Here is a 24,688-nt window from a genome sequence, read left to right on the forward strand (position 1 = left end):
ACAGCGCCCTGTGTGCGCGAAGCTTTTGCGCGCCGTGAAGAGGGGCACCGGGCACAAGGTGCGCTCCTACATACCCGGTGTGAGCCTGCCATAATCCCCGCATGACCGAAGCGCGCATCATCACCGCCGCCGCCCAGCTCGACGACGAAGCGCTGGAGGCGACCATCCGCCCCAGGCGGCTGGCCGAATACCTGGGCCAGCAGGCGGTGCGCGAGCAGCTCTCGATCTACATCGAGGCGGCGAAGAAGCGCGGCGGCGCGCTGGACCACGTGCTGGTGTTCGGTCCGCCGGGCCTGGGCAAGACCACGCTGAGCCACGTGATCGCCAACGAGCTGGGCGTGAACCTGCGCTCCACCTCCGGCCCGGTGCTGGAACGCGCCGGCGACCTCGCCGCGCTGCTGACCAACCTGGAGGCGAACGACGTGCTGTTCGTCGACGAGATCCACCGCCTGTCGCCGGTGGTCGAGGAGGTACTCTATCCGGCGATGGAGGATTTCCAGATCGACATCATGATCGGCGAAGGCCCCGCCGCGCGCTCGATCAAGCTCGACCTGCCGCCGTTCACCCTGATCGGCGCCACCACCCGCGCCGGCATGCTCACCGCCCCGCTGCGCGATCGCTTCGGTATCGTGCAGCGGCTGGAGTTCTACACCACCGACGAGCTCACCGCGATCGTGCGGCGGGCGGCGAGAATTCTCGGCATCGTGTGCGCGGCGGACGGCGCGCAGGAGATCGCCCGCCGGTCGCGCGGCACGCCGCGCATCGCCAACCGCCTGCTGCGTCGGGTGCGCGACTACGCCGAGGTGCGCGCCGGTGGCGAGATCACCCTGGCAGCGGCGCAGGCGGCGCTGGACATGCTGAAGATCGATCCGCAGGGTTTCGACGAACTGGACCGACGCCTGCTTGCCCTGATCATCGAGAACTTCGACGGCGGCCCGGTCGGGGTGGAATCGCTGGCCGCCGCCCTGAGCGAGGACCGCGGCACGCTGGAAGACGTGGTCGAGCCGTACCTGATCCAGCAAGGCTACCTGGTACGCACCGCCCGCGGCCGCATGGTCAGCGCCCGGGGCTGGCGCCATCTGGGGCTGGCCCCGCCGCCGCGGCAGGCGCAGGCGGCCGACCTGTTCGACGGCGGGACCGACGATGCCTGAGCTTGCCGCGGAGCCCCCCTTCAGCTGGAAGGTGCGCGTCTATTGGGAAGACACCGACGCCGGCGGCGTGGTCTACCACGCCGGCTACCTGCGTTTCATGGAACGCGCCCGCAGCGAGTGGATGCGCGCGCTGGGCGTGGACCAGATGGCCTACAAGCAGGCTACCGGGCTGGCCTTCATGGTGCGCGACATGCACATCGACTTCCTCCGTCCCGCCCTGCTGGATGATGAACTGTCGGTAACGGTGGAAGTCAAAGAACGCCGCGCTGCCAGTATCCTGTTCGCCCAGACGATCATGAAGGCGGACGGCAAGTGCCTGGTTCGCGCCAGCGTGCGCGTGGCGTGCGTGGAGCTGGAACGCATGCGGCCGGCGGCGATACCGCCGGATCTGATCCCGCAACCCGAAGCCTGACACCCGTCCCTCGTCGAAATCCGCGGAGTACCTGCAAGCCATGAATGGTGGACTGAACATTTTCACGCTGGTGGCCGATTCGAGCCTGCCGGTGCAACTGGTGCTGCTTATCCTGCTGGTGTTCTCGTTCCTGTCGTGGGTGATCATCATCCGCAAGTACACCCAGACCAAGGCAGCGCTGGAAGACGCCGAGGCGTTCGAGGAGCGCTTCTGGTCCGGCGGCGACCTGGCCCAGCTGTTCCGCGAGGTCAGCAACCGCGGCGACAGCGGCGGCATCGAGAACATCTTCGAATCGGGTTTCCGCGAGTTCGCCCGCCAGCGCCAGCGCAAGACGCACGACGCGCGCGCGGCGATCGAGGGCTCCGAGCGCGCGATGCAGGTGGCCGGCACCCGCGAGATCGGCCTGCTCGAGCGCAACCTGGAGTTTCTCGCCAACGTCGGCTCGATCAGCCCGTACGTGGGCCTGTTCGGCACGGTGTGGGGCATCATGGGCGCGTTCCAGGGCCTGGGCGACATGAAGGACGTGACCATCGCCGTGGTGGCGCCGCACATCTCCGAGGCGCTGATCGCCACCGCCATGGGCCTGTTCGCCGCGATTCCGGCGCAGTGGGCGTACAACCGCTACGCCACCAAGGTCGAGCGCATTGCCTCGCGCTACGACGTATTCCAGGAGGAGTTCTCCTCCGTGCTGCAGCGGCAGATCCAGACCGACGACGCAGCCTGAGCGGAGAGCGATCATGCGAACCTCCGGGCGCCACAAGCGCTACAAGCTGAAGTCCGAGATCAACGTCGTGCCCTACATCGACGTGATGCTGGTGCTGCTCATCATCTTCATGGTCACCACGCCGATGCTCAACAACAGCGTCGACGTCCAGCTGCCGCAGTCCGATGCCAAGTCGCTGCAGCAGAAGAAGGACCCGGTGCTGGTGTCGGTGCTGCAGGACGGCCAGCTCTACCTGACCCTGAGCGGGGCGAAGAAGGAGCTGGTGGACGAGGACACGCTCAAGCTCAAGGTCGGCGCCTTCGTGCGTGAAAATCCGCAGGTGAACGTGCTGGTCGGCGGCGACGAGCGCGGGAGCTATGGCGGCGTGTTCAAGGTGCTGGCCGACCTGCAGGCCGCCGGCGTGGCCAAGGTCGGCCTGATGGGCCAGCCGGGCCCCGCGAACGAGCCAGGCAAGGGCGCGTCCGATGGACGAAAGTAGGGCGACGCCGAAGGCGGTCGTGCTGTCCGCCGTATTGCATATCGGCATCGTGGGGTTCCTGTTCCTCGCCGTGCTGCCGTGCGCGTCGTACGAGAGCTTCTTCAACGCGTTGCACCTGCCGTCGTGGATGAACCCGATCACCTGCACGGTGCCGTTGAAGCTGCAGGGCCCGATCATCGAGGCCACCCTGATCGGCCCCACCGGCAGCCCGCCGCCGAAGGCGGTCAAGGTCAAGCCGGTGCCCAACACGGTCCCGCCGCCGCCCACCGTGACCCCGCCCAAGCCGACGCCGGAGAAGCCGGCGGTCAGCCAGTTGCCGCCGCCGCCGAAGCACCCGGACACGGTCGACCAGGAGCGCGTGGTCGAGGACGCCGCACTGAAGGCCGAAGAGGCAAAGAAAGTGCAGGAGGAGAAGGAGCGCCAGCGCCAGGCCGAACTGGACGCCCAGGCGGCCAAAAAGAAGGAGGAGGAGCGCAAGAAGCTCGACGCGATCTTCGCCAAGATGGCGGCCGCCTCGGCGCAGACCCGGCAGCTGGACAACAAGGCCAAACAGGCCCAGCAGCAGCTGGCCGACCTGAAAAACGCCCAGGACAACGCCCGTCCCGACCTGCCGGCCACCGACCAGCTGCAGAGCGGCAACAACAGTCCGGACAGCGATCTGAGCAGCGAGTACGCAGCGGCCATTCAGAATGCGGTCACACCGAACTGGCTGCGTCCGGATAACATGCCCGAGGCTCCCTGCGATGTTCACATCGTGCAATCACCCGGTGGTGACGTCCTGAGCGCCACAGTCGACTCCAGCTGCCCGTACGACGAGGCCGGAAGGCGCTCGGTGGAAAACGCCGTGCTCCGCACCAAGACCTTGCCGTACAAGGGTTTCGAAAAAGTGTTCCGGCGCAATCTCACCTTCACCTTCAGGCCGCAATGACCAAGCCCACGCGAAAGTTCAGCCTAGGCATCGCCCTACTCATGGTGGCCGCGGCCGCGCTGTTTGCCGGCCCGGTGGTGGCCCAGTCGCCGCTGACGGTGGACATCATCGGCGGCGTCAAGACCGCCACGCCGATCGTGGTGGTGCCGTTCGCCCAGCAGGGCGGTGTGCCGCTGTCGACCGACGTGGCCGACGTGATGCGCAGCGATTTCAACCGCTCCGGCAAGTTCCGCTCGCTGGCCAGGAGCGACATCGTGGAGACGCCGGCGCAGGGTTCGGAGATCAAGTTCGCCACCTGGCGGCTGCTCAAGCAGGACTACATCGTGGTGGGGCGTATCGCGGATGCCGGCAACGGCACGCTCACCGTCACCTACGAGCTGTGGGACGTCAACAAGCAGCAGGAGTTGCTCGGCGGCACCTTCACCACGCCGGCCGGCGACCTGCGCGGCGTGGCGCACCGGATGGCCGACAAGGTCTACGAGAAGATCACCGGCGTGCGCGGCGCGTTCTGGACGCGCATCGCCTACGTCACCTCGGTGGGGCTGGGCAACAGCACGACCTATTCGCTGATCGTCGCCGATTCGGATGGCTACAACCCGCAGGTGGCGGTGCGCTCGCGCGAGTCGCTGCTGTCGCCGGCGTGGTCGCCGGACGGCTCCAGCATCGCCTATGTCTCGTTCGAGGACGGCAACTCCTCGATCCGCATCCAGAACATCCTCACCGGCGCGCGCCAGCTGGTATCGGCCCGCAAGGGCATCAACGGCGCGCCGTCGTGGTCGCCGGACGGCAAGAAGCTGGCGGTCTCGCTGTCCTATGTCGGCAACCCGGAAATCTTCGTGATCGACCTGGCCAGCCACCAAGCCACCCGGTTGACCAACAGCCTGTCGATCGACACCGAGCCGGTCTGGGCGCCGGACGGCCAGAGCATCTATTTCACCTCCGACCGGTCCGGTCGGCCGCAGATCTACCAGGTCCCGGTCGCCGGGGGCACGCCGCAGCGGATCACCTTCCAGGGGCAGTACAACGCCAAGGCCTCGGTGAGCTACGACGGCAAGCAGATCGCGATGGTGCAGGGCGGCGGGAACGTGTATCGTATTGTCATTCAGGATCAGAGTCTGGGCGGGCAGCAGCGGTTCATTTCGCCGGGCCCGCTGGACGACTCGGTCAGCTTCGCACCCAATGCCAGCATGCTGCTGTATTCAGCCACCGAAGGTAGTCGTGGAGTCCTGTATTCCGTGTCCAGCGACGGCATGGTGCGTGATCGCCTGCGCCTCGCCGAGGGCAACGTGCAGGAACCCGCCTGGGGGCCTTATCGGGAACCTTGAATTTTCATGTCGCCGTGCGGTCAGCCGCACGGCGGCATGATGCCCATGGAACGGGCCCGGACGGCGCCATCGGCGCGTTTCGGTTTCGGGTGGGACGCAGTTGCGGACCCGCCGGGCAGAGCGGCATGCAGCGTCACGCATCGTCGATCTTTCGCATGTGAAAATAACAGCCGGTCAACCGGCGGCCAGCGTTTGTAACCTCCTCGTCATCTGTTTGTCGGAACTCAACTCGTTATAAGGAACGTCACCATGAACAAAACCGTTCGCATTGCCCTGGTTGCCTTGCTCTGCGTGGGTGCAGCAGCGTGCAGCAAGAAGCAGGAAGTCAAGCCGCAGCCGCCGGTCGAGCAGACCGCACCGGCGCCGACCGCGCCCGCGTCCGATGGCAAGTACACCCCCGCCGACCTCGATACCGATGCCTGCCTGCGTCAGCGCGTCGTGTACTTCGACTTCGACAAGTCCGAGATCAAGCCGGAGTTCCAGCAGATCATGGCGTGCCACGCCAAGTACCTGCAGGATCGCCCGAGCGCCCAGCTGCGTCTGGAAGGCAACACCGACGAGCGCGGCACCCGCGAGTACAACCTGGGCCTCGGCGAGCGTCGTGCCAATGCCGTCGACAGCGCGCTGCAGGCCAACGGTGCCTCGGCCAGCCAGATGACGGTCATCAGCTACGGCAAGGAAAAGCCGGTCTGCCGCGAGCACAATGAAGACTGCTGGAGCAAGAACCGCCGCGTCGAGATCGTCTACACGGCGCAGTAATGATGAAGCGACTGGCTAAGGGTTTTTCGGCCAGGATCAGCATGGCGGGCGCCTTGGCGTCCGCCATGCTGTTCGCGTTCCCGGTACTGGCCCAGGACGCCCGGCTCAGCCTGGCGGATCGTGTCAGCCGGCTGGAGCAGCAGACGCAGAATCGCGACCAGAGCGGCACCGGCCTGGTCAACCAGATCCAGCAACTGAGCTCGCAGGTACGCCAGATGCAAGGTCAGATCGAGGAGCTGCAGCATCAGTTGCAGGTGCTCGAGGACAAGAACAAGGCCCAGTACGGCGACCTCGACGCGCGCCTGGCGCGCCTCGAAGGCGGCGGTGCGGGCAATCCGCCGGCGCCATCCGGCACCCCGGCAGCGGCAGCGGCGACGACAGCGGCGACTTCCGCCAGCGCGTCGAGCGCGCCAGCGCCGGCATCGAGCAGCGCTGCCACGGCCGATCCGGCCGCGGCACAGGCAGCTTACGACACGGCATTCCAGTCGATCCGCGGTGGCAATTACGCGGCGGCCTCGCGGCAGTTCCGTGCCTTCATCCAGCAGTATCCGAACCATGCGCTGGTGCCCAATGCCTGGTACTGGCTGGGGCAATCGTATTTCGTCACCACCAACTACGGCGTGGCGCTGGATGCGTTCAAGCAACTGGTCGGGCAGTTCCCGCAGAGCGACAAGACCCCCGACGCGCTGCTCAAGATCGGCTATTGCCAGATCGAGTTGAAGCAGGTCGACGCGGCCAAGACCACGCTGAAGCAGGTCATTGCCAAGTATCCCGGATCGGACTCGGCGAGCCTGGCGCAGGAGCGCCTGCAGCGCCTGCAAGTCCAAGCCGGCGGTTGAGGCGGCGGTGAGTGGTGACGATACGCGCGTGGCCTCCGCCACGCCTGCGACGGCAGTTGCCGAGCGCCTGCGCATCACCGAGATCTTCCACTCGATCCAGGGCGAAGCCGACGCCATCGGCTGGCGCACCGTGTTCGTGCGCCTCACCGGTTGCCCGCTGCGCTGCGTGTGGTGCGACACCGAGTATTCGTTCCACGGCGGCGACTGGCACGCGATCGACGACATCATGGCCGAGGTCGCGCGGCACGGCGCGAAGCATGTCTGCGTCACCGGCGGCGAGCCGCTGGCGCAGAAGCGCTGCCTGATCCTGCTGCGCAAGCTGTGCGACGCCGGCTATGAGGTGTCGCTGGAGACTTCCGGCGCGCTGGACGTGTCCGCCGTGGACGCGCGCGTGCACAAGGTGATGGACCTGAAGGCGCCCGATTCCGGCGAGAGCGGCCGCAACCTGTGGTCCAACCTGGATCATCTGCTGCCGCACGACCAGATCAAGATCGTGCTCGCCAGCCGCGGTGACTACGAGTGGGCGCGCGCCATGCTGACCGAGCACGCCCTGACCGGTCGCTGCATGGTGCTGTTCTCCCCGGTGCACGGCGCGGTCGAACCGCGCGAACTGGCCGAGTGGATCCTCGCCGACAAGCTCGACGTGCGGTTCCAGCTGCAGCTGCACAAGCTGCTGTGGAACGACGCGAAAGGCAAGTAGAGGAAGCGAGAAGTGAGAGAACAGCGGCGAGCAACGCCTTTTCCTACTTCTCACTCCTCTTCACTCGCTTCTCGCCGTTTTTCTTTTTCCATGGATGCAAACCATGCCTGACCCACAATCCCGCAAGGCCGTCGTACTCGTTTCCGGCGGCATGGATTCGGCCGTCACCATCGCGATCGCCCGCGAGCAGGGCTACCAGGTGCACGCGTTGAGCGTGGCCTATGGCCAGCGCCACCGTTCCGAGCTGGCGGCATCCGATCGGGTGGCGAGCATGCTCGGTGCGGTCGAGCACAAGACCGTGGCGGTCGACCTGCGCAGCATCGGCGGGTCGGCCCTCACCGCCGACATCGAGGTGCCGCTGGATGCGGGCGACAGCAGCGAGATCCCGGTGACCTACGTGCCGGCACGCAACACGATCATGCTGTCGATCGCGCTGGGCTGGGCCGAGGTGCTCGGCTCCAGCGACATCTGGTGTGGCGTCAACGCGGTCGACTACTCGGGCTATCCGGATTGCCGGCCTGCCTTCGTCGCGGCGTTCGAAGCGCTGGCCAACGTGGCCACGAAGGCCGGGGTCGAGGGGGCGGGTATCCGCGTGCACGCGCCGCTGATGCACATGAGCAAGGCCGACATCGCGCGCGAAGGTCGTCGCCTCGGCGTCGACTTTTCGGCCACGGTCAGCTGCTACCGCGCCGATGACGAGGGTCGCGCCTGCGGCCACTGCGACGCCTGCCGGCTGCGCGCGCAGGGCTTCCGCGAAGCGGACATGGCCGATCCCACGCGCTACGCCTGAGCGCGCGTTTGCTTGTGCCATCATGGAGCACACCGTAAAATCGAAGGCTTGCCCGGCCACGGCCGGGCGCTTGCACGGGTCGTTAGCTCAGTTGGTAGAGCAGTAGACTTTTAATCTATTGGTCCCGGGTTCGAATCCCGGACGACCCACCAACTCCCCACGCGCCGCCGTTCGCGAATCCAGGCGGCGTCACGCCCCGTCACGGGCGGCCAGCGCGGCCAGCATCGCACTGCGCAAGCGCTGCGGCGAGACCGGTTTGTACAGCACCGTCAGCTTGTCGGCGAGCACCTCCTGCAGGCGCTCGGCGCGCGTCTCGCCGGTCACCAGCAGACGCGCGAAGCGCGCTTCGCCGTCGCGTTGGTAGAGGCGGTCGAGTTCCGCGAACAGGTCGATGCCGCGCTCGCCCGAGCGCAGGTGCAGGTCGCAGATCACGATGTCGACCGGCGCCGGCCAGTTCTCGATCGCCTCCTGCGCCTGCTGATGGTCTTCGGCCACCGCCACGTCGCAGCCCCAGCTGCGCAGCAGGAAGCGGATGCCGGAGAGGATCGCCGGATCGTCGTCGAGCACCAGCACCCGGCGGCCCGCCAGGTCGCCGGCGGGCTCTTCCTCCGCCTCCGTCGGCGGCGGCAACATCTGCGCGCTGGCCAGCGGCAGCTCGAAGTGGAACATGCTTCCGCGGCCGGGGCGCGAGTCCACCCCGACCACGGTGTCGAGCAGTTGCGCCAGGCGCTGTACCGTGGCCAGGCCCAGGCCGAGGCCCGACTGGGAGCCGTCGGCGAGCCCGGGGTCGCTGTGGTCGTCGATGCGGTAGAACTCGTCGAACACGTGCGCCAGGTGTTCGGCGGCGATGCCGCTGCCGGTATCCCACACCTCGATGCGCAGGCGATCGCCGCCGCAGCGGCGCGCACCGATCAGGGCGCCGCCGCGGTGGGTGAAGCGCAAGGCGTTGCTGACCAGATTGTTGAGCATGCGCGTGAGCATCGTGCGGTCGCTGCGTACCCAGTCGCGCACGGGGTGGAGGCGCAGCACCAGCCCGCGTTGCTCGGCCACCATGCTGAAGGTGCGGCTGACCGCGGCGAACACCTGGTTGAGCGGAAATTCGCTGATCTCGACCTGCACCGCGCCGGCTTCCAGCCGCGACAGGTCCAGCAGCTCGCCGAACAGATGGTCGAGCGAGTGCACGCATTCCTGGATGTGTGCGATGCGGTCCAGCCGCTGCGGGTCGTGTTCGTCGAGCGCCAGCGCGGCCGAGAACAGGGTCAGCGCGTACAGCGGCTGGCGCAGGTCGTGCGCGGCGGCGGCGAGGAAACGCGAACGGGCCTCGCTGGCCGCTTCCAGCGCGGCATTCTTGTGTTCCAGTTCGAGCGTGGCCTCCTCGATGCGCTCGCGCAGGCCGCGGCGACTCTCGAACAGCGCGGCGGCAGCGTGGTTGAAGCCCCGCTGCAGCTCGCCGATCTCGGTGTGATCGGTCACCGGCACGCTGGCGGGCTGGTCGTCCCGACCCAGTTGCCCCACCGCGCCGGCCAGGCGCCGCAGCGGTGCGCTGATCCAGCGCGCCGCCTGCCAGCCGATCACGCCGGCCACCAGCAGGCTCAGCAGCAGCGCGATCAAGGCGTGGCGCAGCGTGGCCCGTTGCGCGGCGACGGCGTCGCGCAGGCTCACGTTGACCAGTACCGAGCCCAGCACCTGGGGCGTCGCCTGCGCGGTGTCGACGACCTCGCGCACCACGCTGGTGACGTCGTGGCCGTCGTCGGCGGCGCGATGATCGGCCAGGATCTGGCCGTCCGCGGTGCGGATCTGCACGCGTGTCACATGGGGCAGTTCACCGATCGAATCGGCGATGCGCAGCAGTTCGCGCAGCCGCATCGTCCGCAGAGGCTGCACGCACACCGACGCGGTCTGGGTGGCGATGGCGTTGGCGTTGCCGCGCGCCATCTGATGCAGGGTGTCCAGTTGCCGCTGGGTGAGCAGGGTCACCAGCAATGCAGCCGTGATCAGGGTGGGCACCAGCGCCACGAAGGCCATGCGCTGGACCAGCGACGTGTGGTGCCACAACCTTGCCAGCCACGAGTTGCCCGCCAGATCCATCGTCTGCCCGCCCCGTCGGAACACCCCGCCGATACCCCGGTACCGCCGCGGGATGCGTCGTGCACGCCGGGCGCCGTTGCCGGGAATGTAGCGCAACCCCGCGCAAAGGGAAGCGCCGGCGCGCGCTTACTCCCCCGTGCGGCGACGCCGGCGGCGGGCCAGCCGCTCGAACAGCAGCGGCAGCAGGGCGAGCAGGGCGATCGCGCCCAGCGGCAGCAGGACTTCGCGGTGCATGAACAGGCCCAGGCCGATGCGGTCGCTCTCGCTCATCGCGTCGGCCAGGCCGGCGCCAACCGACGTCTCGAACACCAGCGACACCGTGCCGCCCAGCCAGCTGGCGCCGAGGAACAGCCACAGCGGACAGCGCAGCCAGGCCAGTGCCACGGTGACCGCGCCGAACGGCAGTACCGGCACGAAGCGCAGGAACAGGGTGTAGCTGACCGGATGGCGTTCGAAGCCGTGGTGCAGCCGCGCGACCAGCGGCGGCTGCTGCGCGCTGCCCGGGCCGAACGCCTGGCGGCTGGCGAGATACAGGATCAGCGCGCCAAGGGTGAGCCCAAGCGACGAGGTCAGTGTCGCGTCGACCACGCCGAAGGCGAAGCCGCCGGCCAGGATGATCACGATGGTGCCGGGGATGCCGGTAGCCACGCCGAGGGTCAGCAGGCCGACGTAGGCCAGCCGGGCCAGCCACGGGTGATGCTCGATCAGGGCGTGCAGCTCGGCCTGGTGGGCCAGCAACTGGCGCGGGGTCAGCGCGTGCAGCGAGCCCGAGGCGAACAGCAGCACGCCTGCCAGCAACAGCAGGGCCAGCGGCAGCGCGGCGCGCCAGCGGCTCAATACGGCGTGCCGGTGGCGCCGTAGCTGGCGAGCACGTCACGGGCCTGGTCGCGCAGGATGTCGCGGCGCACGGCGATGTGGCGGCGGGCCAGTTCGCCGATCCAGTCCGCCGGCAGCGGGCCTTCGTCGAACTGGGTGAGCTCCTCCACGTCTTCCGCGCGTGCGCCGATCAGCAACTCGTCGATGCCTGCCCACACGCTGGCGCCGTAGCACTGGCAGCACGGCTGCGAGCTGGTGGCCAGCGCGTATTGGCTTCCGTCCTCGTTGAGGCGGTGCCGGCTGAGCCGCTGCTGGGCGATCATGATCGCCATCATCTCGGCGTGGGCGACCGAGCAGCCTTGCGGCACCACGCGGTTGACGCCGACGGCGACCAGCCGCCCGCTGTGGTTGTTGAACACGGCCGCGCCGAACGGCCCGCCGCCGCCGCGCTCCACGTTCTGCCGGGACAGCTCGATCGCCAGCCCCACGCGCTCCTCGTCGCTGTGGTAGCGCTTGTTGGTATCGGCCACGTCGCCGATCCAGGGCGGCAGGGTCAGGTGGATCTGCAGCGGCAGCATCGCGGTCTTCCTACTGGCCGGCCGCGCGCGCCCAGACGTCGCGCAGGGTCACGGTGCGGTTGAACACCGGCGCGTCGGCGCGGTGGTCGTGGCGATCGGCGACGAAGTAGCCCAGCCGCTCGAACTGGAAACGTTGCTCGGGGTCGACGTTCGCGGCGGCCGGCTCCAGCCAGCCGCTGACCACGCGCTTGGCCTCGGGGTTGATGTGCTCCAGCCAGCTCTTGCCATCGTCCTCGCCATCGGGCGCGGGCACGCTGAACAGGCGGTCGTACAGGCGCACCTCGGCGGCCACCGCGTGCTTTGCACTGACCCAGTGGATCGTGCCCTTCACCTTGCGGTCCGCGCCGGGCAGGCCGTGGCGCGTGTCCGGATCGAGCGTGCCGTGCAGTTCGATCACGTTGCCCGCGGCATCCTTGACGACTTCGGTGCACTTGACGATGCCGACGCCGCGCAGGCGCACCTCGCCGTCCGGCTTCAGCCGGTGGAAGCCCTTCGGCGGCACCTCGGCGAAATCGTCGCGCTCGATCCACACTTCGCGCGCGAACGGCACCAGACGGGTGCCGAAGCTTTCGTCCTTGGGATGGTTGGGGAAGGTCAGGGTTTCCTCATGGCCCGCGGGCAGGTTGGTCAGCACCAGCTTGAGCGGGTCGAGCACCGCCATGCGCCGCGCGGCCGTGGCGTCCAGGTCCTCGCGGATGCAACCTTCCAGCACGGCGTAGTCGATCACGCTGTTCTGCTTGGAGACGCCCACGCGCTCGACCAGCAGGCGCAGCCCGGCCGGGGTGAAGCCGCGCCGGCGCAGGCCGCGCAAGGTGTTCATGCGCGGGTCGTCCCAGCCGTCGACGAAGTTCTCGCTGACCAGCTGCGCCAGCTTGCGCTTGCTGGTGATGCAGTAGCTGAGGTTGAGCCGGGAAAACTCGATCTGCCGCGGCTTGGCCGGCTTCGCCTCCAGCCCGGCCTCGACCACCGACTGCCACAGCGACGGGTTCGCGGGCAGGTCGACGTTGTCCACGCACCAGTCGTACAGCGGCCGGTGATCCTCGAACTCCAGCGTGCACAGCGAGTGGGTGATGCCTTCCATCGCGTCGGACAGCGCGTGCGCGTAGTCGTACATCGGGTAGATCGGCCACGCGTCGCCGGTGTTCTGGTGGGCGATCTTGCGGATGCGGTAAAGCGCGGGATCGCGCAGGTTGATGTTGCCGGCGGCCATGTCGATCTTCGCGCGCAGGGTCTTGCTGCCGTCGGCGAATTCGCCGGCGCGCATGCGCTTGAACAGGTCGAGATTCTCTTCGATCGAGCGCGTGCGATACGGCGAGTCGCGGCCCGGCTCGGTCAGCGTGCCGCGATAGGCACGCACCTGCTCGGCGTCGAGGTCGTCGACGTAGGCCTTGCCGTCCTCGATCAGCTTGAGCGCGCCGCGATAGAACACGTCGAAGTAGTCCGACGCGTGGCGCAGCTCGTGCCACCGGAAGCCGAGCCAGCGCACGTCCTCCTTGATGCCTTCGACGAACTCGGGGTCTTCCCTGCCGGGGTTAGTGTCGTCCAGGCGCAGGTTGCACCAGCCGTCGAACTCGCGGGCGATACCGAAGGAGAGGCAGATCGCCTTCGCGTGGCCGATGTGCAGGTAGCCGTTGGGCTCCGGTGGAAAGCGGGTATGGATCTCCACGTGCTTGCCCGAGGCCAGGTCGTCGCGCACGATCTGCCGGATGAAGTCCTGCGGCGCGGAGGCGGGGATGGGGGCGGGGTGGTCGGTCGGCATCGAGTGACGCTCGCGCGCGGTGGTGGAAACCGCAAAGTTTACCCCGTCGCCCGGACCGGGCGAAGAACGCCGTGGCCTTGCCCCGCGCCGCGCCGCGGGGTAGCTTGCCGCTCATGCACACCGTCTACCGCGCGCAGAACCTGTTCGACGCCCATCTGGTCAAGGATGCGCTGGAGGCGGCCGAGATTCCGGCGTTCATCGCCGGCGAGTACCTCACCGGCGGCGTCGGCCAGTTGCCGGCGATGGATTTCATCGCGGTGATGGTGCCGGAAGCGGGGCTGGCACGGGCGCAGGACGTGGTGCGAGAGGTCGAGGCGGTGCTGGGCGAAGCCCGCCACGCGATCGACGAGATGCCCGACGATCCGCTGGCCGTACCCTGCTGAGCGGCGTGCGCCCGAACCGCCGAACCGCCCTGCGGTTGCCCCTGCGTCGCCCGGTCGTGCGCGGGATACTTGCCGGCATTCCGGTCGCCGAGAGCTTGCGATGCATCCCGCCCACATCCGCCTGATCGCCCCCTCGGGCCATGCGCATGATCCTGTCGCCATGGCGCGCGGCGTGGCGCGCCTGCGCGAGGCGGGCTGCACGGTCGACGGCGAGGAGGTGCTGGCGCGTTTCGCGCAGCGTTTCGCCGGCAGCGACGCCGATCGGGCGGCCGACATCAACGCGCTGGCGACGGCGGCGGTGCTGCCGGACATCGCGCTGACCACGCGCGGTGGCTACGGCGCGGCGCGCTTGTTGCCGCAGCTCGACTACCCTGCGCTGCGCGAGCGCCTGCACGGCGCACCGATCGCGCTGGTCGGCCACAGCGATTTCACCGCGCTGCAACTGGCCCTGCATGCGAAGAGCGGCCTGTGCACGTTCAGTGGCCCGCTGCTGGCCGACCTCGGCGCCGAGGTGCCGGATGACTTCAGCTGGCGCCAGTTCTGGGCCACGCTGACCGCGCCGACGGCGCAGGTGTCCTGGGCGACTTTCGCCCGCGCCGGGCTCGACCTGCACGGCCCGCTGTGGGGCGGCAACCTGGCGATGCTGTGCAGCCTGCTCGGCACGCCGTACTTCCCCGTCATCGACGACGGCATCCTGTTCGTCGAGGACGTCGGCGAGGCGCCGTACCGGGTGGAGCGCATGTTGTACCAACTGCATCTGTCCGGCGTGCTGGGGCGGCAGCAGGCGTTGCTGCTGGGTGGCTTCAGCCAGTGCGCGCCCGGCCATCGCGACAACGGCTACGAATTGCGCGACGCGTTCGCCCAGATCCGCGCCGTGGCCGGCGTGCCGCTGGTCGACGGCCTGCCGCACGGCCATGGCGCCGAACAGCTCACGTTGCCGTTCGGCGCGCCTGCGCGCCTGCGCGTCGAGGACGGCCGCGCGCGGCTGGAAATCGGCGGCTATCCCCACCTCGATTGCGCCAACCCGGCCGGCCCGCCCGAAAAGCCGTAAAATGGCCGGCCCGCACGGGCTTGCTCCCAGGAACAGACCATGAAGACCATCGAAGGCGATTTCGCCACGCCCCACGGCCGCTTTGCCATCGTCGCCGGACGCTTCAACGGTTTCGTGGTCGAGCCGCTGGTTGCCGGCGCCCGCGACGCGCTGCTGCGCCATGGCGTGGCGGATGACGCGATCGAGCTGGTGCGCGTGCCCGGCGCCTGGGAAATCGCGCTGGTCGCGCACAAGCTGGCGCATTCGGGTGAGTACGCGGCGGTGATCGCGCTCGGCGCGGTGATCCGCGGCGCCACCCCCCATTTCGATTTCGTCGCCGGCGAATGCGCCAAGGGCCTGGCCTCGGCCGCGCTCGGCTCCGGCGTGCCGGTGGCGTTCGGCGTGCTCACCACCGACTCCATCGAACAGGCGATCGAGCGCGCCGGCACCAAGGCCGGCAACAAGGGCGCCGACGCCGCCTTGGCGGCGCTGGAGATGGCCAACCTCTACCGGAAACTCGGATGAGCGCGCGCGTCCACGGCCTCGACCTGCAGGCGCGCTCGCGGGCACGCCGCCGTGCTTTGCAGGCGCTGTACGCATGGCAGCTCAGCGGCAGCCACATGAATGCGGTGATCGAGCAGTTCCGCCACGAACAGGACATGGAAGTGGCCGACCTGGAGTATTTCGAGGACCTGCTGCACGGCGTCGAGCAGCACGTCGACGAGCTCGATGCCTGCCTGCGTCCGCACCTGGATCGCGAGGTGGCGCAGGTCGATCCGATCGAACGCGCCGCGCTGCGGCTGGCCGCCTACGAACTGAAGCATCGGCCCGACGTGCCTTACCGCGTGGTGCTGAACGAGGCGATCGAAGTGACCAAGCGCTTCGGCGCCGATCACGGTCACAGCTACGTCAACGGCGTGCTGGACAAGCTGGCCGCCGAGTTGCGCGCGCTCGAGAAGGGCGCTTGATGCAGCCCGCCGTCGTGCCTGCGGGCATCGATCCGGTGCCTCCGCTCGAAACCGCGCGCCTGCGCCTGCGCGGCCATCGCGCCGACGACCACGACGCCCTGCTGGCGATCTGGTCCGATCCGGTCGTGGTGCGTTACATCGGCGGTCGCCCGTCCACGCGGCAGGAAGCCTGGTTGCGGCTGCTGCGCTATCCGGGCCTGTGGTGCGTGCTCGGCTACGGCTACTGGGCGATCGAGGAGAAATCCAGCGGTCGCTGCATCGGCGACATCGGCTACGCCGATTTCCGGCGCGAGATCGAACCCTCGCTCGAAGGCATGCCCGAACTCGGCTGGGTGCTGGCCGCGGACAGTCACGGCAAGGGTTACGCCAGCGAAGCGCTGGCGGCGGTGCTGGCCTGGGGCCAGGCGCATCTGGGCGACCACACCGCGGTATGCATCATCGATCCGGACAACGCCGCCTCGATCCGCCTTGCCGAAAAGGCCGGCTTTGCGCTGCGCCAGCAGACCACCTACATGGGCGACCCGGTGCTGCTGTTCACGCGCTGACGGGCCCGGCAACAGAGGCGAGCGACGCTGATGGAATTCGACCTGATCGAGCTGATCCGGCAGCGCACCGTGCAGGCGCGCGACGACGTGCGGCTGGGCATCGGCGACGACGCGGCCGTGCTCGCCGTGCCCGCCGGGCAGGAGCTGGCGGTGGCGATCGACACGCTGGTCGAAGGCGTGCATTTTCCGCGCGGTACCGATCCGGCCGACATCGGCTGGAAGGCGCTGGCGGTGAACCTCTCCGACCTGGCGGCGATGGGTGCCACGCCGGCCTGGGCGCTGCTGGGGCTGACCCTGCCGCAGGCGGATCGCGCCTTCGTAGAAGGCTTCGTCGACGGATTTTCGCGGCTGGCCGCTGTGCACCGGCTGGCGCTGGTCGGTGGCGATACCACGCGCGGCCCGCTGACCGTGAGCGTCGCGGTGCACGGCTTCGTGCCGCCGGGCAAGGCGCTGACCCGGGCCGGTGCGCGCGTGGGCGACGCGGTGCTGGTCACCGGCACGCTGGGCGATGCCGCCGCCGGCCTGAACGTGCTGCAGCAATGGCGCCGCGAGGAGGATGATCGCGGCCAGTTGCGCGACTACCTCGTCGAACGGCTGAACCGGCCGACGCCGCGGCTGGCCGCCGGTGTCGCGCTGCGTGGGCAGGCGCATGCCTGCGTCGACGTTTCCGACGGCCTGCTCGCCGACCTGGGCCACATCTGCGCCGCCAGCGGCGTGGGAGCCGAGATCGACGCCGCGCTGCTGCCGCGCTCGTCGGCGCTCTTGGGCCTCTACGACGACGCCACCGCGCTGCACTTTGCGCTGGGCGGCGGCGACGATTACGAGTTGTGCTTCTGCGTGCCGCCCGATCGGTTGAGCCAGGTGCAGGCCGACCTGTCGCGGCTCGGCTGCGGTGCCACTCGCATCGGCCGGATCGTGGCCGGCACCGGGGTGCGCGTACGTGGTCACGACGGTGGCTGGATGGAGCCCGGCACGCCGGGCTGGGAGCATTTCGCGTGAATGACAGAAAGCGCCTGAGCGCCACGCAAAGGCGTGCCCTGCTGGCCACGCCGTGGGGCTGGCTCGCCTGCGGGTTTGGTTCCGGCCTGGCGCCGCTGGCGCAGGGCACGTTCGGTTCGCTGGCCGCGCTGCTGCCGTGGCTGGTCCTGCGCGGCCTGCCCGCGTGGGGCTACGTGCTGGTGCTGCTGACGGGCTTCGCGGTCGGCGTGCGTGCCTGCGACATCGCCGGCCGCGCGCTGGGCGTGGACGATCATCGCAGCCTGGTCTGGGACGAGTTCATCGGCCAGTGGCTGGCGCTGCTGCCGCTGCTGGGCGTGCTGCTTCCCGCCGATGGCCTCGCGTGGTGGATGCCGGTGGCCGGTTTCGCGCTGTTCCGCCTGTTCGACGTCTGGAAGCCATGGCCGATCCGCTGGCTGGACCGGCGCGTGAAGGGCGGTTTCGGCGTCATGATCGACGACGTGATCGCCGGCGTGTTCGCCGCGATCGCGCTGGCCGCGCTGCTGCGCATCCTGGCCTGAGTCCCGCCGGCCTCGGGCATTCGGCCCGGGCCGGGATGCACAACCGCGTGCGCATGGGACGAAGCAATGCTCCGGCACGGCGGTTAGCCGGCGTCGATGGTCGATCAGGGGCAGTCGCGGCAGCAGGCGCCGGACGCGTACGCGGCGTCTCCGGCCGGCGCCGGCGGCGCATCGGGGTAACCGCGGCCGTCGTACCAGCGAAAGGAACCAGGCACCCTCGTTTCATCTCCATTGACCGGAGGCTCCATGCTTGATTCCGATCCCGCCGCCATTCCCGCCAGCCGTCGGCGTGCGACCTTGGCATGGCTTGCCATCGCGCTGATCGTCGCCGCCGTCGCCCTTGCGTTCGCATGGGTCGGCGGCTGGCTGGGTTCCAGCCGTCTCACGTCGCAACGTTTCACCAACGCGATCGAAACCGCCAACGGCCAGGTCTGGCGCGGGTTTCGCCGGGCTCACGCCAAGGGCGTCTGCGTGGCCGGCTACTTCGAGGGCAACGGGCAGGGAACGGCGCTGTCGAGCGCGCGATTGTTCGCGCCGGTGCGCACGCCGTTCGTCGGCAGGTTGTCGATCGGCGGCGGCTCGCCCTACGGCCTGGACGCCAAGGCGCGCGTGCGCAGCATGGCGCTGAAGCTCGACGGCGGCGACGGCCAGCAATGGCGCATGGCGATGAACAGCTTTCCGTTCTTCGGCGTGTCCTCGGTCGAGGCCTTCTATGAGCAGACCCGCGCCAACACGCCCGATCCGGCCACCGGCAAGCCCGATCCGGCGCGCCAGGCGGCGTTTGCCAAGGCGCATCCGGAATTCGCCCGCTTCGCCGATTGGGCCGCCCACGCGCCGTGGTCCACCAGTTGGGCGAACACCACGTTCAACGGCGTCGACACCTTCCGCTTCGTCAACCGCGCCGGCAACGTGCGCAACGTGCGCTGGTCGATGCAGCCGCAAACCCCGTTTGCCGGGATGACGCCGGAACAACGCGAGCAGGCCGATGCCGATTACCTGGCCGAGGATCTTGCGGCGCGTCTGGCGAAGGGCGAACTGCGCTGGGACATGGTGGTGACGCTGGCGCAAGCCGACGATCCGGTGAACCCCTCGCAGAGCTGGCCGGAGGATCGCCCGCGGGTCACGGTCGGCACCGTGGTGGTGGAGAGCAGCAGCGCGCAGGCCACCGGCGCCTGCCGCGACATCAACTACGATCCGCTGGTGCTGCCCACCGGCGTGGAGGCTTCCGACGATCCGATCCTGGCGGCGCGTTCGGCCGTCTATTCGGTGTCGTTCAACCGCCGCGAGCACGACATCGCCAGCGGCGAGGCCGGCGCCGCCACCGGCCACGCCGCGACACCGGAGTCGGACCGATGAACCGCGCCGGCAGCTCCGCCCATTTCAACCTGCTCGCCCGCGTGCTGCACTGGACGATGGCGCTGGCGATCCTGGCGATGCTCTTCGTCGGCGTCGGCATGGTCGCCTCGCTGAGCCTGCGTCCCGCCCTGGTGAGCCTGCATCGCCCGCTGGGCATCGCGATCCTCCTGCTGGCGGTGGTGCGCCTGGCCAATCGCCTGCGCCATCCGCCACCGGCGTTGCCGGCCGACCTGCCGGCCATCCAGAAGGCTGCAGCCGGGGCCTCGCACATCCTGCTGTACGCCTTGATGTTCGCCATGCCGCTGGTGGGCTGGGCCATGGTCTCGGCTGGCGGCTATCCGGTGACCATGCCCGGCGGGGTCAGCCTGCCGGCGATCGCACCGCACGACCCGACGGTGTACGCCGTGCTGCGCACGGCCCATACCTGGCTGGCGCTGCTGCTGTTCGCCGTCGTGCTCATGCATCTGGCGGCGGCGCTGTACCACGCCTGGATACGCCGCGATGGCGTGTTCGCCAGCATGGCAAGGGGAGCGGGGCGGCACCGGAGCGATATCGGCTCCTAGGCCGCCGACGCCGCGCCTGGTGGCGACAGGGCATCCAAATGCGAACGTGCGCCGTATGAGCTGCATGTAGCGGTCCTGATCGCAGCAGACGAGGTTGCCCCGGGTGAAACGCTTGCTCATCCTGACGCTCCTCGCCGTGTGGGTGCTGCCCACGCCGGCGGCGCGTGCGCGTCAGTTCGACCCGATCCGGCCGGTGCACACCGCGGATGTGGGTCGCTACCTGGGGCGCTGGCATGTCCTCGCTGCCATCACGCCCCGTTTCGAGCGCGACAGCTACAACGCGGTGGAAACCTTCCGGCGCAACGACGACGGCTCACTCTGCATCTGGCTGCGCCAGCGCCACGGGGGTTTCGACGCGCCGGCAAGGCTGTTCAAGTCGACTGCGAGCGTGGTCGAGGGCAGCGGCCATGGCGAATGGCGCGTACGCTTCTTCGCCTTCCTGAGCGCCCGGTATCTGGTCGGCTGGCTGAAGGCCGACGGCACCCAGGCGATGGTGGTGCGCGATGCGCGCGACTATCTCTGGTTCCTTTCCCGTACGCCCACCGTGTCGGAGGCCGACTACGCCGCCATGCTCGATCGGGCGTCCGCCATGGGGTATGACCCGACCGCGATCCGCCGGGTGCCCCAGCGCTGGCCCGAGCTTGGCGCAGACCGCGATCGCTTTGCTGGAGAATGCCCGTGAAATACCTCGTCGCCTTTCTCGCCTGGGCGATGCCCGTCGTCGCCTGGCTGTCCAACACCGGCGCGTTCGGGCCGACCAATGGCGAAATCTCGGATCGCTATCCCACCCTGATCGTGGCCGCCGGCTACGCGTTCGCCATCTGGGGGCCGATCTTCGTGCTGGACGCGATCTTCGGCACGCGACAGCTGTTCGAGCGGCACGCCACGGCGGCGCTGCGCCGCATCCGGGGGTTGACGGCGGCCGGCTTCGCGCTGACCTCGGCATGGATGATCGTGTTCTCGCAGCAGTGGTTCTGGCTCGCGCTGTTCGTCATCTGGGCCAGCCTGGCGTGCCTGCTCGCAGCCGCCTGGCAGGCGTCGCACACCGCCGGCCACGCGCGCGGGCCGTGGTGGCAGTGGATCCCGCTGTCGCTGCACGCCGGCTGGGTGTCGCTGGCGGTGTTCCTCAACCTGGCCCAGGTGATCGTGGCGTTCCGCCTGTTGCCGGTGGCGGACATGCTGGCGTGGACGCTGGTGCTGTTCGCGCTGGCGGCGGCGCTGGTACTGACCATGATCGTGCGCATGCGCGGCAATCCCTGGTATGCGCTGGCGGCGCTGTGGGGCCTGCTGGGGGTATGCGTGAAACAGCGCAGCGCCGGCCTGGCCGGCGCGGATGCGGCCGCCAGCGTGGCCCTGCTGCTGGCCGTGGCGGTGCTCCTGGTGTCGCTGGTCTCGACGCTGCGCCAGCGCCGGGCGGCGACTTCGCCCACGGCGCGCTGAACCGGACGGCCACGCCCCATGACCATGCTGCGTCTGCTGCTGGGAGACCAGCTCGACCCCGGACATTCCTGGTTCGCGGCCAGCGATCCCGACGTGCTTTACGTGCTGATGGAAGTCCGCCAGGAAACGGATTACGCCCTCCACCACGCGCAGAAGATCCTGGCGATCTTCGCCGCCATGCGCGACTTCGCCCGCGGGCTGGAGGCGAGCGGCCATCGCGTGCGCTACTTCGCGATCGACGACGTCGCCAACCGTCAGTCGATCACCGCCAACCTCGACCAGCTGATCCGGGAGTACCGCGTGCGCACGTTCGAGTACCAGGCACCGGACGAGTGGCGCCTGGACCGGCAGCTGGCGGAGTACGCGCAGCACTTGCGCATCCCCGCACGGAAGGTGGACAGCGAGCACTTCCTGACCCGCCGCGACGACGTCGCGACATTCTTTGCCGGTCGACGGCGCTGGAAGATGGAGCTGTTCTACCGGCACATGCGCGCGAAGCACCGCGTGTTGCTGGACATGCAGGGGCGGCCGGTGGGCGGCCGATGGAACTTCGATGCCGACAATCGCAGGCGCTGGCCAGGCGCGCCGTCCGAACCGGCCGATGCGCGACCGTCGCACGACCACCGCGCGCTGTGGCGGCGCATCGCGGCCGCCGGCGTGCAAAGCTTCGGGGCGCCCGAAGCCGGAGCGTTTCGCTGGCCGCTCAACCGGGACGAGGCGCTGCGCCAGCTCGATGCCTTCCTGCGCGACGGGCTCGCCGATTTCGGCGACTACCAGGACGCGATGAGCACGCAGGCGCCGCGCCTGTTCCATTCGCTGATCTCGTTCGCGCTCAACGTCAAGATGCTTTCGCCAGGCGAGGTGATCGAACGCGCCGAAGCGTGCTGGCGCGAGGGTCGCGCGCCGCTGGCGGCGGTCGAGGGTTTCATCCGCCAGATCCTCGGCTGGCGCGAGTACGTGCGCGGCGTGTACTGGGCGCGCATGCCCGCATATGCCGAGGCCAACTTCTTCGGCCACCGGCGCGATCTGCCGGCCTGGTTCTGGACCGGCGCCACCGGCATGAACTGCCTGCACCAGGCCATCACGCAGTCGCTGGAGCATGCCCACGCGCACCACATCCAGCGGTTGATGGTGATCGGCAACTTCGCGCTGCTGGCCGGCCTGGACCCCGGACAGGTGCACCGCTGGTATCTCGGCATCTACGTCGATGCCTTCGAGTGGGTGGAGTTGCCCAACACGCTGGGCATGAGCCAGTTCGCCGATGGTGGCCTGCTGGCCACCAAGCCCTACGTTTCGTCGGCGAACTACATCCACAGGATGAGCGATTACTGCGCCGGCTGCCGCTACCGGCACGATCAGCGCACCGGCGAACGCGCCTGTCCGTTCAACGCGTTGTACTGGGATTTCCTGGCACGCCATCACCGCGCACTGGCATCCCATCCGCGCCTCGGCATGGCCCTGCGCCAGCTCGAGCGCATGCCGTCCACGCAACGCGCCGAAGTGCAGCGGCGGGCCGAGGCCGTGCTCGGCGATCTCGACGCCTTGTGACCGGCAACGCACCTCGCACCCGCTTCCTGCCTCCACCGGAAAACCATCGATGCCCGACCAAGCCCTGATCCTGGTGAACCTCGGCTCCACGCCCTCCACCGACGTCGCCGACGTGCGGCGTTATCTCGACCAGTTCCTGATGGATCGCCACGTCATCGACGTGCCGTGGCCGCTGCGCCGGCTGATCGTCTCGCTGGTGTTGCGCACGCGTCCGGCGGCATCGGCCGCGGCCTATCGCTCGATCTGGTGGGACGAAGGCTCGCCGCTGCTGGTGATCGGTCGACGCCTGCAGGCGCGGGTGGCCGAACGCTGGCACGGCGCGCCGGTGGAACTGGCGATGCGCTACGGCGAACCCTCCATCGAGAAGGTGCTGTGCGACCTCGCCCGCCGCGGCATCCAACGCGCGACCCTGCTGCCGCTGTATCCGCAGTTTGCCGACAGCACCGTCACCACGGTCCTGGAAGAGGCGCGGCAGACCCTGCAGCGCCATCGCCTGCGGCTGCAGCTGGATCTGGTTGCGCCGTTCCATGACCGGCCGGAGTACCTGTCCGCGCTCGGCGCCAGCATGCGGCCCTATCTGGCGCAGCCGCACGACCATCTGCTGCTGAGCTATCACGGCCTGCCCGAGCGTCACATCCGCAAGGCGGACCCGACCGGCCGGCACTGCCTGTGCGGTCCGTCGTGCTGCCTAGAGCCTCCGGCAAACGTGCTGGAGCGCTGCTATCGCGCCCAATGCGTGCGCACCAGCGAGCGCCTGACCGCCGCACTCGGCGTCCCGCACGAGCGCTGGTCGCTGGCGTTCCAGTCGCGGCTGGGCCGCGCGAAGTGGATCGAACCGCATACCGACGTCGTGCTCAAGGAGCTGGCTGCGCAGGGCGTACGCCGATTGCTCGTGGCCTGCCCGGCGTTCGTGGCCGATTGCATCGAGACCCTGGAGGAGATCGGGATCCGCGGACGCGAAACCTTCCTCGCCGCCGGCGGCGAGGAGCTCACCCTGATCCCGTGCCTCAATGACCAGCCACAGTGGGTCGATGCCGTCGCGGCGCTCTCCCGACAGCCTTCGGGCAAACCCCTGGCCGCCTGAATCCGTCGATGGACGGCAAGCATGCATCCGGATGGCCCGGTGCTGCGTATGAGCTGATGGTGCATGCCGGGCATTCGGGTTCGACAGCGCACGACGCCATCCGCCGCTGCCAAAGGCCTGATCATGCAAACAGCACCCTCCGATGTGGCATCCATTCGCCATGCCGATGCCACCGCCATCTCGGACCGCATCCGCCACCGCCTGCGCGAGGCCGGCGCACGGTTCCACGCCAACGACAACGTGGCGGAGTTCATCCGGCCCGGCGAGCTGGACGAACTGCAACGGGAGGTGGCCGACAAGGCGGACGCGCTGCTGCGCGCCCTGGTGATCGACGTCGAGCACGACCACAACACCCGCGAGACCGCAAAGCGGCTGGCCAAGATGTTCGTGCGCGAGGTCTTCGCGGGCCGCTATCGGGCCGCGCCCGAGGTCACCGAGTTTCCCAACGTGCAGCATCTGAACGAGCTGATGATCGTCGGGCCGATGCGCGTGCGCAGCGCCTGCTCGCACCACCTGTGCCCGATCATGGGGCGCGTGTGGGTGGGCGTGATGCCCCATGCCGCATCCAACCTGATCGGCTTGTCCAAGTACGCGCGACTGATCGACTGGGTGATGAGCCGGCCGCAGATCCAGGAGGAAGCGGTGGTGCAGATCGCCGACCTGCTCGAAACACGCCTGCGGCCCGACGGCCTCGCCGTGGTGCTGGAGGCGGACCACTACTGCATGCACTGGCGCGGCGTGAAAGACGATGGTGCCAGGATGGTGAACAGCGTGATGCGCGGATCCTTCCTCGAGGACACCTCGTTGCGGAAGGAATTCCTGAGCCTGTTGGCCGAGCGCAGGGCTTGAGCCTCGCCGTCGTGCATGGCCGCCCGGCTGCACGAAACTTGCCGGGCGCTCCGCGCAA

At 68.9% G+C, this 24,688-nt stretch carries 28 protein-coding genes and 1 tRNA gene; 25 read left to right on the forward strand and 4 right to left on the reverse strand.

Annotation, left to right across the window (positions count from 1 at the left end; genetic code table 11):
* Window positions 1-101: 101 nt before the first annotated feature.
* From ruvB to ACVCMI_RS05880, 11 genes are all read left to right on the forward strand, one after another.
* Window positions 102-1,151, forward strand: a complete 1,050-nt coding sequence (gene ruvB / locus ACVCMI_RS05830) for a Holliday junction branch migration DNA helicase RuvB (protein WP_447097084.1) — start codon at window positions 102-104, stop codon at window positions 1,149-1,151.
* Window positions 1,144-1,563, forward strand: a complete 420-nt coding sequence (ybgC, locus tag ACVCMI_RS05835) for a tol-pal system-associated acyl-CoA thioesterase (RefSeq protein ID WP_447097083.1) — start codon at window positions 1,144-1,146, stop codon at window positions 1,561-1,563. The genes ruvB and ybgC overlap by 8 nt, the downstream gene beginning before the upstream one ends.
* Window positions 1,564-1,603: 40 nt before the next feature.
* Window positions 1,604-2,287: a protein TolQ gene (gene tolQ / locus ACVCMI_RS05840; protein ID WP_136260021.1), complete on the forward strand. Its 684-nt coding sequence runs from the start codon at window positions 1,604-1,606 to the stop codon at window positions 2,285-2,287.
* A gap of 13 nt (window positions 2,288-2,300) precedes the next feature.
* Entirely contained in the window at window positions 2,301-2,765 is a 465-nt protein-coding gene (gene tolR, locus ACVCMI_RS05845; RefSeq protein WP_136260022.1) for a protein TolR, read from the forward strand.
* Window positions 2,752-3,693 carry a cell envelope integrity protein TolA gene (gene tolA, locus ACVCMI_RS05850; RefSeq protein WP_447097082.1) on the forward strand — a complete coding sequence of 314 codons (942 nt, stop codon included), beginning with the start codon at window positions 2,752-2,754 and terminating at the stop codon, window positions 3,691-3,693. Before tolR ends, tolA begins: the two co-directional genes overlap by 14 nt.
* Window positions 3,690-5,018, forward strand: coding sequence for a Tol-Pal system beta propeller repeat protein TolB (tolB, locus tag ACVCMI_RS05855; RefSeq protein WP_447097081.1), 1,329 nt, complete (start codon window positions 3,690-3,692; stop codon window positions 5,016-5,018). The genes tolA and tolB overlap by 4 nt, the downstream gene beginning before the upstream one ends.
* Before the next feature lie 249 nt (window positions 5,019-5,267).
* Window positions 5,268-5,777, forward strand: coding sequence for a peptidoglycan-associated lipoprotein Pal (gene pal, locus ACVCMI_RS05860; protein WP_395116826.1), 510 nt, complete (start codon window positions 5,268-5,270; stop codon window positions 5,775-5,777).
* A 41-nt stretch (window positions 5,778-5,818) separates the two neighbouring features.
* Window positions 5,819-6,616 (forward strand): tol-pal system protein YbgF, encoded by a 798-nt coding sequence (gene ybgF, locus ACVCMI_RS05865; RefSeq protein ID WP_447097080.1) that lies wholly within the window; start codon window positions 5,819-5,821, stop codon window positions 6,614-6,616.
* Window positions 6,617-6,623: 7 nt separating this feature from the next.
* Complete coding sequence (queE, locus tag ACVCMI_RS05870; protein ID WP_447097079.1) at window positions 6,624-7,316, forward strand: 7-carboxy-7-deazaguanine synthase QueE; 693 nt, start codon at window positions 6,624-6,626, stop codon at window positions 7,314-7,316.
* Window positions 7,317-7,419: 103 nt separating this feature from the next.
* Complete coding sequence (gene queC / locus ACVCMI_RS05875) at window positions 7,420-8,106, forward strand: 7-cyano-7-deazaguanine synthase QueC (RefSeq protein WP_447097078.1); 687 nt, start codon at window positions 7,420-7,422, stop codon at window positions 8,104-8,106.
* A gap of 76 nt (window positions 8,107-8,182) precedes the next feature.
* Window positions 8,183-8,258: transfer RNA gene (locus ACVCMI_RS05880), tRNA-Lys, on the forward strand.
* Between the two features lie 37 nt (window positions 8,259-8,295).
* Here the strand turns inward: ACVCMI_RS05880 and ACVCMI_RS05885 are convergent.
* From ACVCMI_RS05885 to ACVCMI_RS05900, 4 genes are all read right to left on the reverse strand, one after another.
* Window positions 8,296-10,194, reverse strand: coding sequence for an ATP-binding response regulator (locus ACVCMI_RS05885; protein ID WP_395116834.1), 1,899 nt, complete (start codon window positions 10,192-10,194; stop codon window positions 8,296-8,298).
* A gap of 126 nt (window positions 10,195-10,320) precedes the next feature.
* Window positions 10,321-11,031, reverse strand: a complete 711-nt coding sequence (locus ACVCMI_RS05890) for a TVP38/TMEM64 family protein (RefSeq protein WP_447097077.1) — start codon at window positions 11,029-11,031, stop codon at window positions 10,321-10,323.
* Window positions 11,028-11,588 (reverse strand): nucleoside deaminase, encoded by a 561-nt coding sequence (locus ACVCMI_RS05895; protein WP_395116838.1) that lies wholly within the window; start codon window positions 11,586-11,588, stop codon window positions 11,028-11,030. Before ACVCMI_RS05895 ends, ACVCMI_RS05890 begins: the two co-directional genes overlap by 4 nt.
* A 10-nt stretch (window positions 11,589-11,598) precedes the next feature.
* Window positions 11,599-13,347 (reverse strand): glutamine--tRNA ligase/YqeY domain fusion protein, encoded by a 1,749-nt coding sequence (locus ACVCMI_RS05900; protein WP_447097076.1) that lies wholly within the window; start codon window positions 13,345-13,347, stop codon window positions 11,599-11,601.
* Window positions 13,348-13,460: 113 nt separating this feature from the next.
* Between ACVCMI_RS05900 and ACVCMI_RS05905 the strand changes: the two genes are divergently transcribed.
* The 14 genes from ACVCMI_RS05905 (at window position 13,461) to folE (ending at window position 24,630) form a co-directional block, all read left to right on the forward strand.
* Window positions 13,461-13,730: a putative signal transducing protein gene (locus ACVCMI_RS05905; RefSeq protein ID WP_395116842.1), complete on the forward strand. Its 270-nt coding sequence runs from the start codon at window positions 13,461-13,463 to the stop codon at window positions 13,728-13,730.
* Window positions 13,731-13,830: 100 nt separating this feature from the next.
* On the forward strand, window positions 13,831-14,781 hold the full coding sequence (ldcA, locus tag ACVCMI_RS05910; RefSeq protein ID WP_447097075.1) for a muramoyltetrapeptide carboxypeptidase: 951 nt from the start codon (window positions 13,831-13,833) through the stop codon (window positions 14,779-14,781).
* A 39-nt stretch (window positions 14,782-14,820) separates the two neighbouring features.
* The gene (gene ribH / locus ACVCMI_RS05915; RefSeq protein WP_447097074.1) at window positions 14,821-15,285 is read left to right on the forward strand and encodes a 6,7-dimethyl-8-ribityllumazine synthase; all 465 of its coding nucleotides are present in this window, start codon (window positions 14,821-14,823) and stop codon (window positions 15,283-15,285) included.
* Window positions 15,282-15,728, forward strand: a complete 447-nt coding sequence (gene nusB, locus ACVCMI_RS05920; protein WP_447097073.1) for a transcription antitermination factor NusB — start codon at window positions 15,282-15,284, stop codon at window positions 15,726-15,728. Before ribH ends, nusB begins: the two co-directional genes overlap by 4 nt.
* Entirely contained in the window at window positions 15,728-16,273 is a 546-nt protein-coding gene (locus ACVCMI_RS05925; RefSeq protein WP_395116848.1) for a GNAT family N-acetyltransferase, read from the forward strand. The genes nusB and ACVCMI_RS05925 overlap by 1 nt, the downstream gene beginning before the upstream one ends.
* Window positions 16,274-16,303: 30 nt before the next feature.
* Window positions 16,304-17,272: a thiamine-phosphate kinase gene (gene thiL / locus ACVCMI_RS05930; protein ID WP_395116850.1), complete on the forward strand. Its 969-nt coding sequence runs from the start codon at window positions 16,304-16,306 to the stop codon at window positions 17,270-17,272.
* Entirely contained in the window at window positions 17,269-17,790 is a 522-nt protein-coding gene (locus tag ACVCMI_RS05935; RefSeq protein ID WP_447097072.1) for a phosphatidylglycerophosphatase A family protein, read from the forward strand. The genes thiL and ACVCMI_RS05935 overlap by 4 nt, the downstream gene beginning before the upstream one ends.
* A 246-nt stretch (window positions 17,791-18,036) precedes the next feature.
* Window positions 18,037-19,146, forward strand: coding sequence for a catalase family peroxidase (locus ACVCMI_RS05940; protein WP_447097071.1), 1,110 nt, complete (start codon window positions 18,037-18,039; stop codon window positions 19,144-19,146).
* Entirely contained in the window at window positions 19,143-19,709 is a 567-nt protein-coding gene (locus tag ACVCMI_RS05945; protein ID WP_447097070.1) for a cytochrome b, read from the forward strand. The genes ACVCMI_RS05940 and ACVCMI_RS05945 overlap by 4 nt, the downstream gene beginning before the upstream one ends.
* A gap of 103 nt (window positions 19,710-19,812) precedes the next feature.
* On the forward strand, window positions 19,813-20,391 hold the full coding sequence (locus ACVCMI_RS05950) for a lipocalin family protein (protein ID WP_447097069.1): 579 nt from the start codon (window positions 19,813-19,815) through the stop codon (window positions 20,389-20,391).
* Entirely contained in the window at window positions 20,388-21,149 is a 762-nt protein-coding gene (locus tag ACVCMI_RS05955) for a hypothetical protein (protein ID WP_447097068.1), read from the forward strand. The genes ACVCMI_RS05950 and ACVCMI_RS05955 overlap by 4 nt, the downstream gene beginning before the upstream one ends.
* 18 nt (window positions 21,150-21,167) lie before the next feature.
* Window positions 21,168-22,697, forward strand: a complete 1,530-nt coding sequence (locus ACVCMI_RS05960) for a cryptochrome/photolyase family protein (protein WP_447097067.1) — start codon at window positions 21,168-21,170, stop codon at window positions 22,695-22,697.
* A gap of 49 nt (window positions 22,698-22,746) precedes the next feature.
* Window positions 22,747-23,781, forward strand: a complete 1,035-nt coding sequence (gene hemH / locus ACVCMI_RS05965) for a ferrochelatase (protein WP_447097066.1) — start codon at window positions 22,747-22,749, stop codon at window positions 23,779-23,781.
* A 123-nt stretch (window positions 23,782-23,904) separates the two neighbouring features.
* Window positions 23,905-24,630 (forward strand): GTP cyclohydrolase I, encoded by a 726-nt coding sequence (folE, locus tag ACVCMI_RS05970; protein WP_447097065.1) that lies wholly within the window; start codon window positions 23,905-23,907, stop codon window positions 24,628-24,630.
* Window positions 24,631-24,688 lie beyond the last annotated feature (58 nt).

It is taken from the genome of Rhodanobacter sp. UC4448_H15, assembly GCF_052978265.1.

What these genes read in the sequence shown, in the direction of transcription:
- ruvB (WP_447097084.1), top strand. Translation starts at nt 102, where the DNA reads ATGACCGAAGCGCGCATCATCACCGCCGCCGCCCAGCTCGACGACGAA.
- ybgC (WP_447097083.1), top strand. Translation starts at nt 1,144, where the DNA reads ATGCCTGAGCTTGCCGCGGAGCCCCCCTTCAGCTGGAAGGTGCGCGTC.
- tolQ (WP_136260021.1), top strand. Translation starts at nt 1,604, where the DNA reads ATGAATGGTGGACTGAACATTTTCACGCTGGTGGCCGATTCGAGCCTG.
- tolR (WP_136260022.1), top strand. Translation starts at nt 2,301, where the DNA reads ATGCGAACCTCCGGGCGCCACAAGCGCTACAAGCTGAAGTCCGAGATC.
- tolA (WP_447097082.1), top strand. Translation starts at nt 2,752, where the DNA reads ATGGACGAAAGTAGGGCGACGCCGAAGGCGGTCGTGCTGTCCGCCGTA.
- tolB (WP_447097081.1), top strand. Translation starts at nt 3,690, where the DNA reads ATGACCAAGCCCACGCGAAAGTTCAGCCTAGGCATCGCCCTACTCATG.
- pal (WP_395116826.1), top strand. Translation starts at nt 5,268, where the DNA reads ATGAACAAAACCGTTCGCATTGCCCTGGTTGCCTTGCTCTGCGTGGGT.
- ybgF (WP_447097080.1), top strand. Translation starts at nt 5,819, where the DNA reads ATGGCGGGCGCCTTGGCGTCCGCCATGCTGTTCGCGTTCCCGGTACTG.
- queC (WP_447097078.1), top strand. Translation starts at nt 7,420, where the DNA reads ATGCCTGACCCACAATCCCGCAAGGCCGTCGTACTCGTTTCCGGCGGC.
- ACVCMI_RS05885 (WP_395116834.1), bottom strand. Translation starts at nt 10,194, where the DNA reads ATGGATCTGGCGGGCAACTCGTGGCTGGCAAGGTTGTGGCACCACACG.
- ACVCMI_RS05895 (WP_395116838.1), bottom strand. Translation starts at nt 11,588, where the DNA reads ATGCTGCCGCTGCAGATCCACCTGACCCTGCCGCCCTGGATCGGCGAC.
- ACVCMI_RS05900 (WP_447097076.1), bottom strand. Translation starts at nt 13,347, where the DNA reads ATGCCGACCGACCACCCCGCCCCCATCCCCGCCTCCGCGCCGCAGGAC.
- ACVCMI_RS05905 (WP_395116842.1), top strand. Translation starts at nt 13,461, where the DNA reads ATGCACACCGTCTACCGCGCGCAGAACCTGTTCGACGCCCATCTGGTC.
- ldcA (WP_447097075.1), top strand. Translation starts at nt 13,831, where the DNA reads ATGCATCCCGCCCACATCCGCCTGATCGCCCCCTCGGGCCATGCGCAT.
- ribH (WP_447097074.1), top strand. Translation starts at nt 14,821, where the DNA reads ATGAAGACCATCGAAGGCGATTTCGCCACGCCCCACGGCCGCTTTGCC.
- nusB (WP_447097073.1), top strand. Translation starts at nt 15,282, where the DNA reads ATGAGCGCGCGCGTCCACGGCCTCGACCTGCAGGCGCGCTCGCGGGCA.
- ACVCMI_RS05925 (WP_395116848.1), top strand. Translation starts at nt 15,728, where the DNA reads ATGCAGCCCGCCGTCGTGCCTGCGGGCATCGATCCGGTGCCTCCGCTC.
- thiL (WP_395116850.1), top strand. Translation starts at nt 16,304, where the DNA reads ATGGAATTCGACCTGATCGAGCTGATCCGGCAGCGCACCGTGCAGGCG.
- ACVCMI_RS05940 (WP_447097071.1), top strand. Translation starts at nt 18,037, where the DNA reads ATGCTTGATTCCGATCCCGCCGCCATTCCCGCCAGCCGTCGGCGTGCG.
- ACVCMI_RS05945 (WP_447097070.1), top strand. Translation starts at nt 19,143, where the DNA reads ATGAACCGCGCCGGCAGCTCCGCCCATTTCAACCTGCTCGCCCGCGTG.
- ACVCMI_RS05960 (WP_447097067.1), top strand. Translation starts at nt 21,168, where the DNA reads ATGACCATGCTGCGTCTGCTGCTGGGAGACCAGCTCGACCCCGGACAT.
- hemH (WP_447097066.1), top strand. Translation starts at nt 22,747, where the DNA reads ATGCCCGACCAAGCCCTGATCCTGGTGAACCTCGGCTCCACGCCCTCC.
- folE (WP_447097065.1), top strand. Translation starts at nt 23,905, where the DNA reads ATGCAAACAGCACCCTCCGATGTGGCATCCATTCGCCATGCCGATGCC.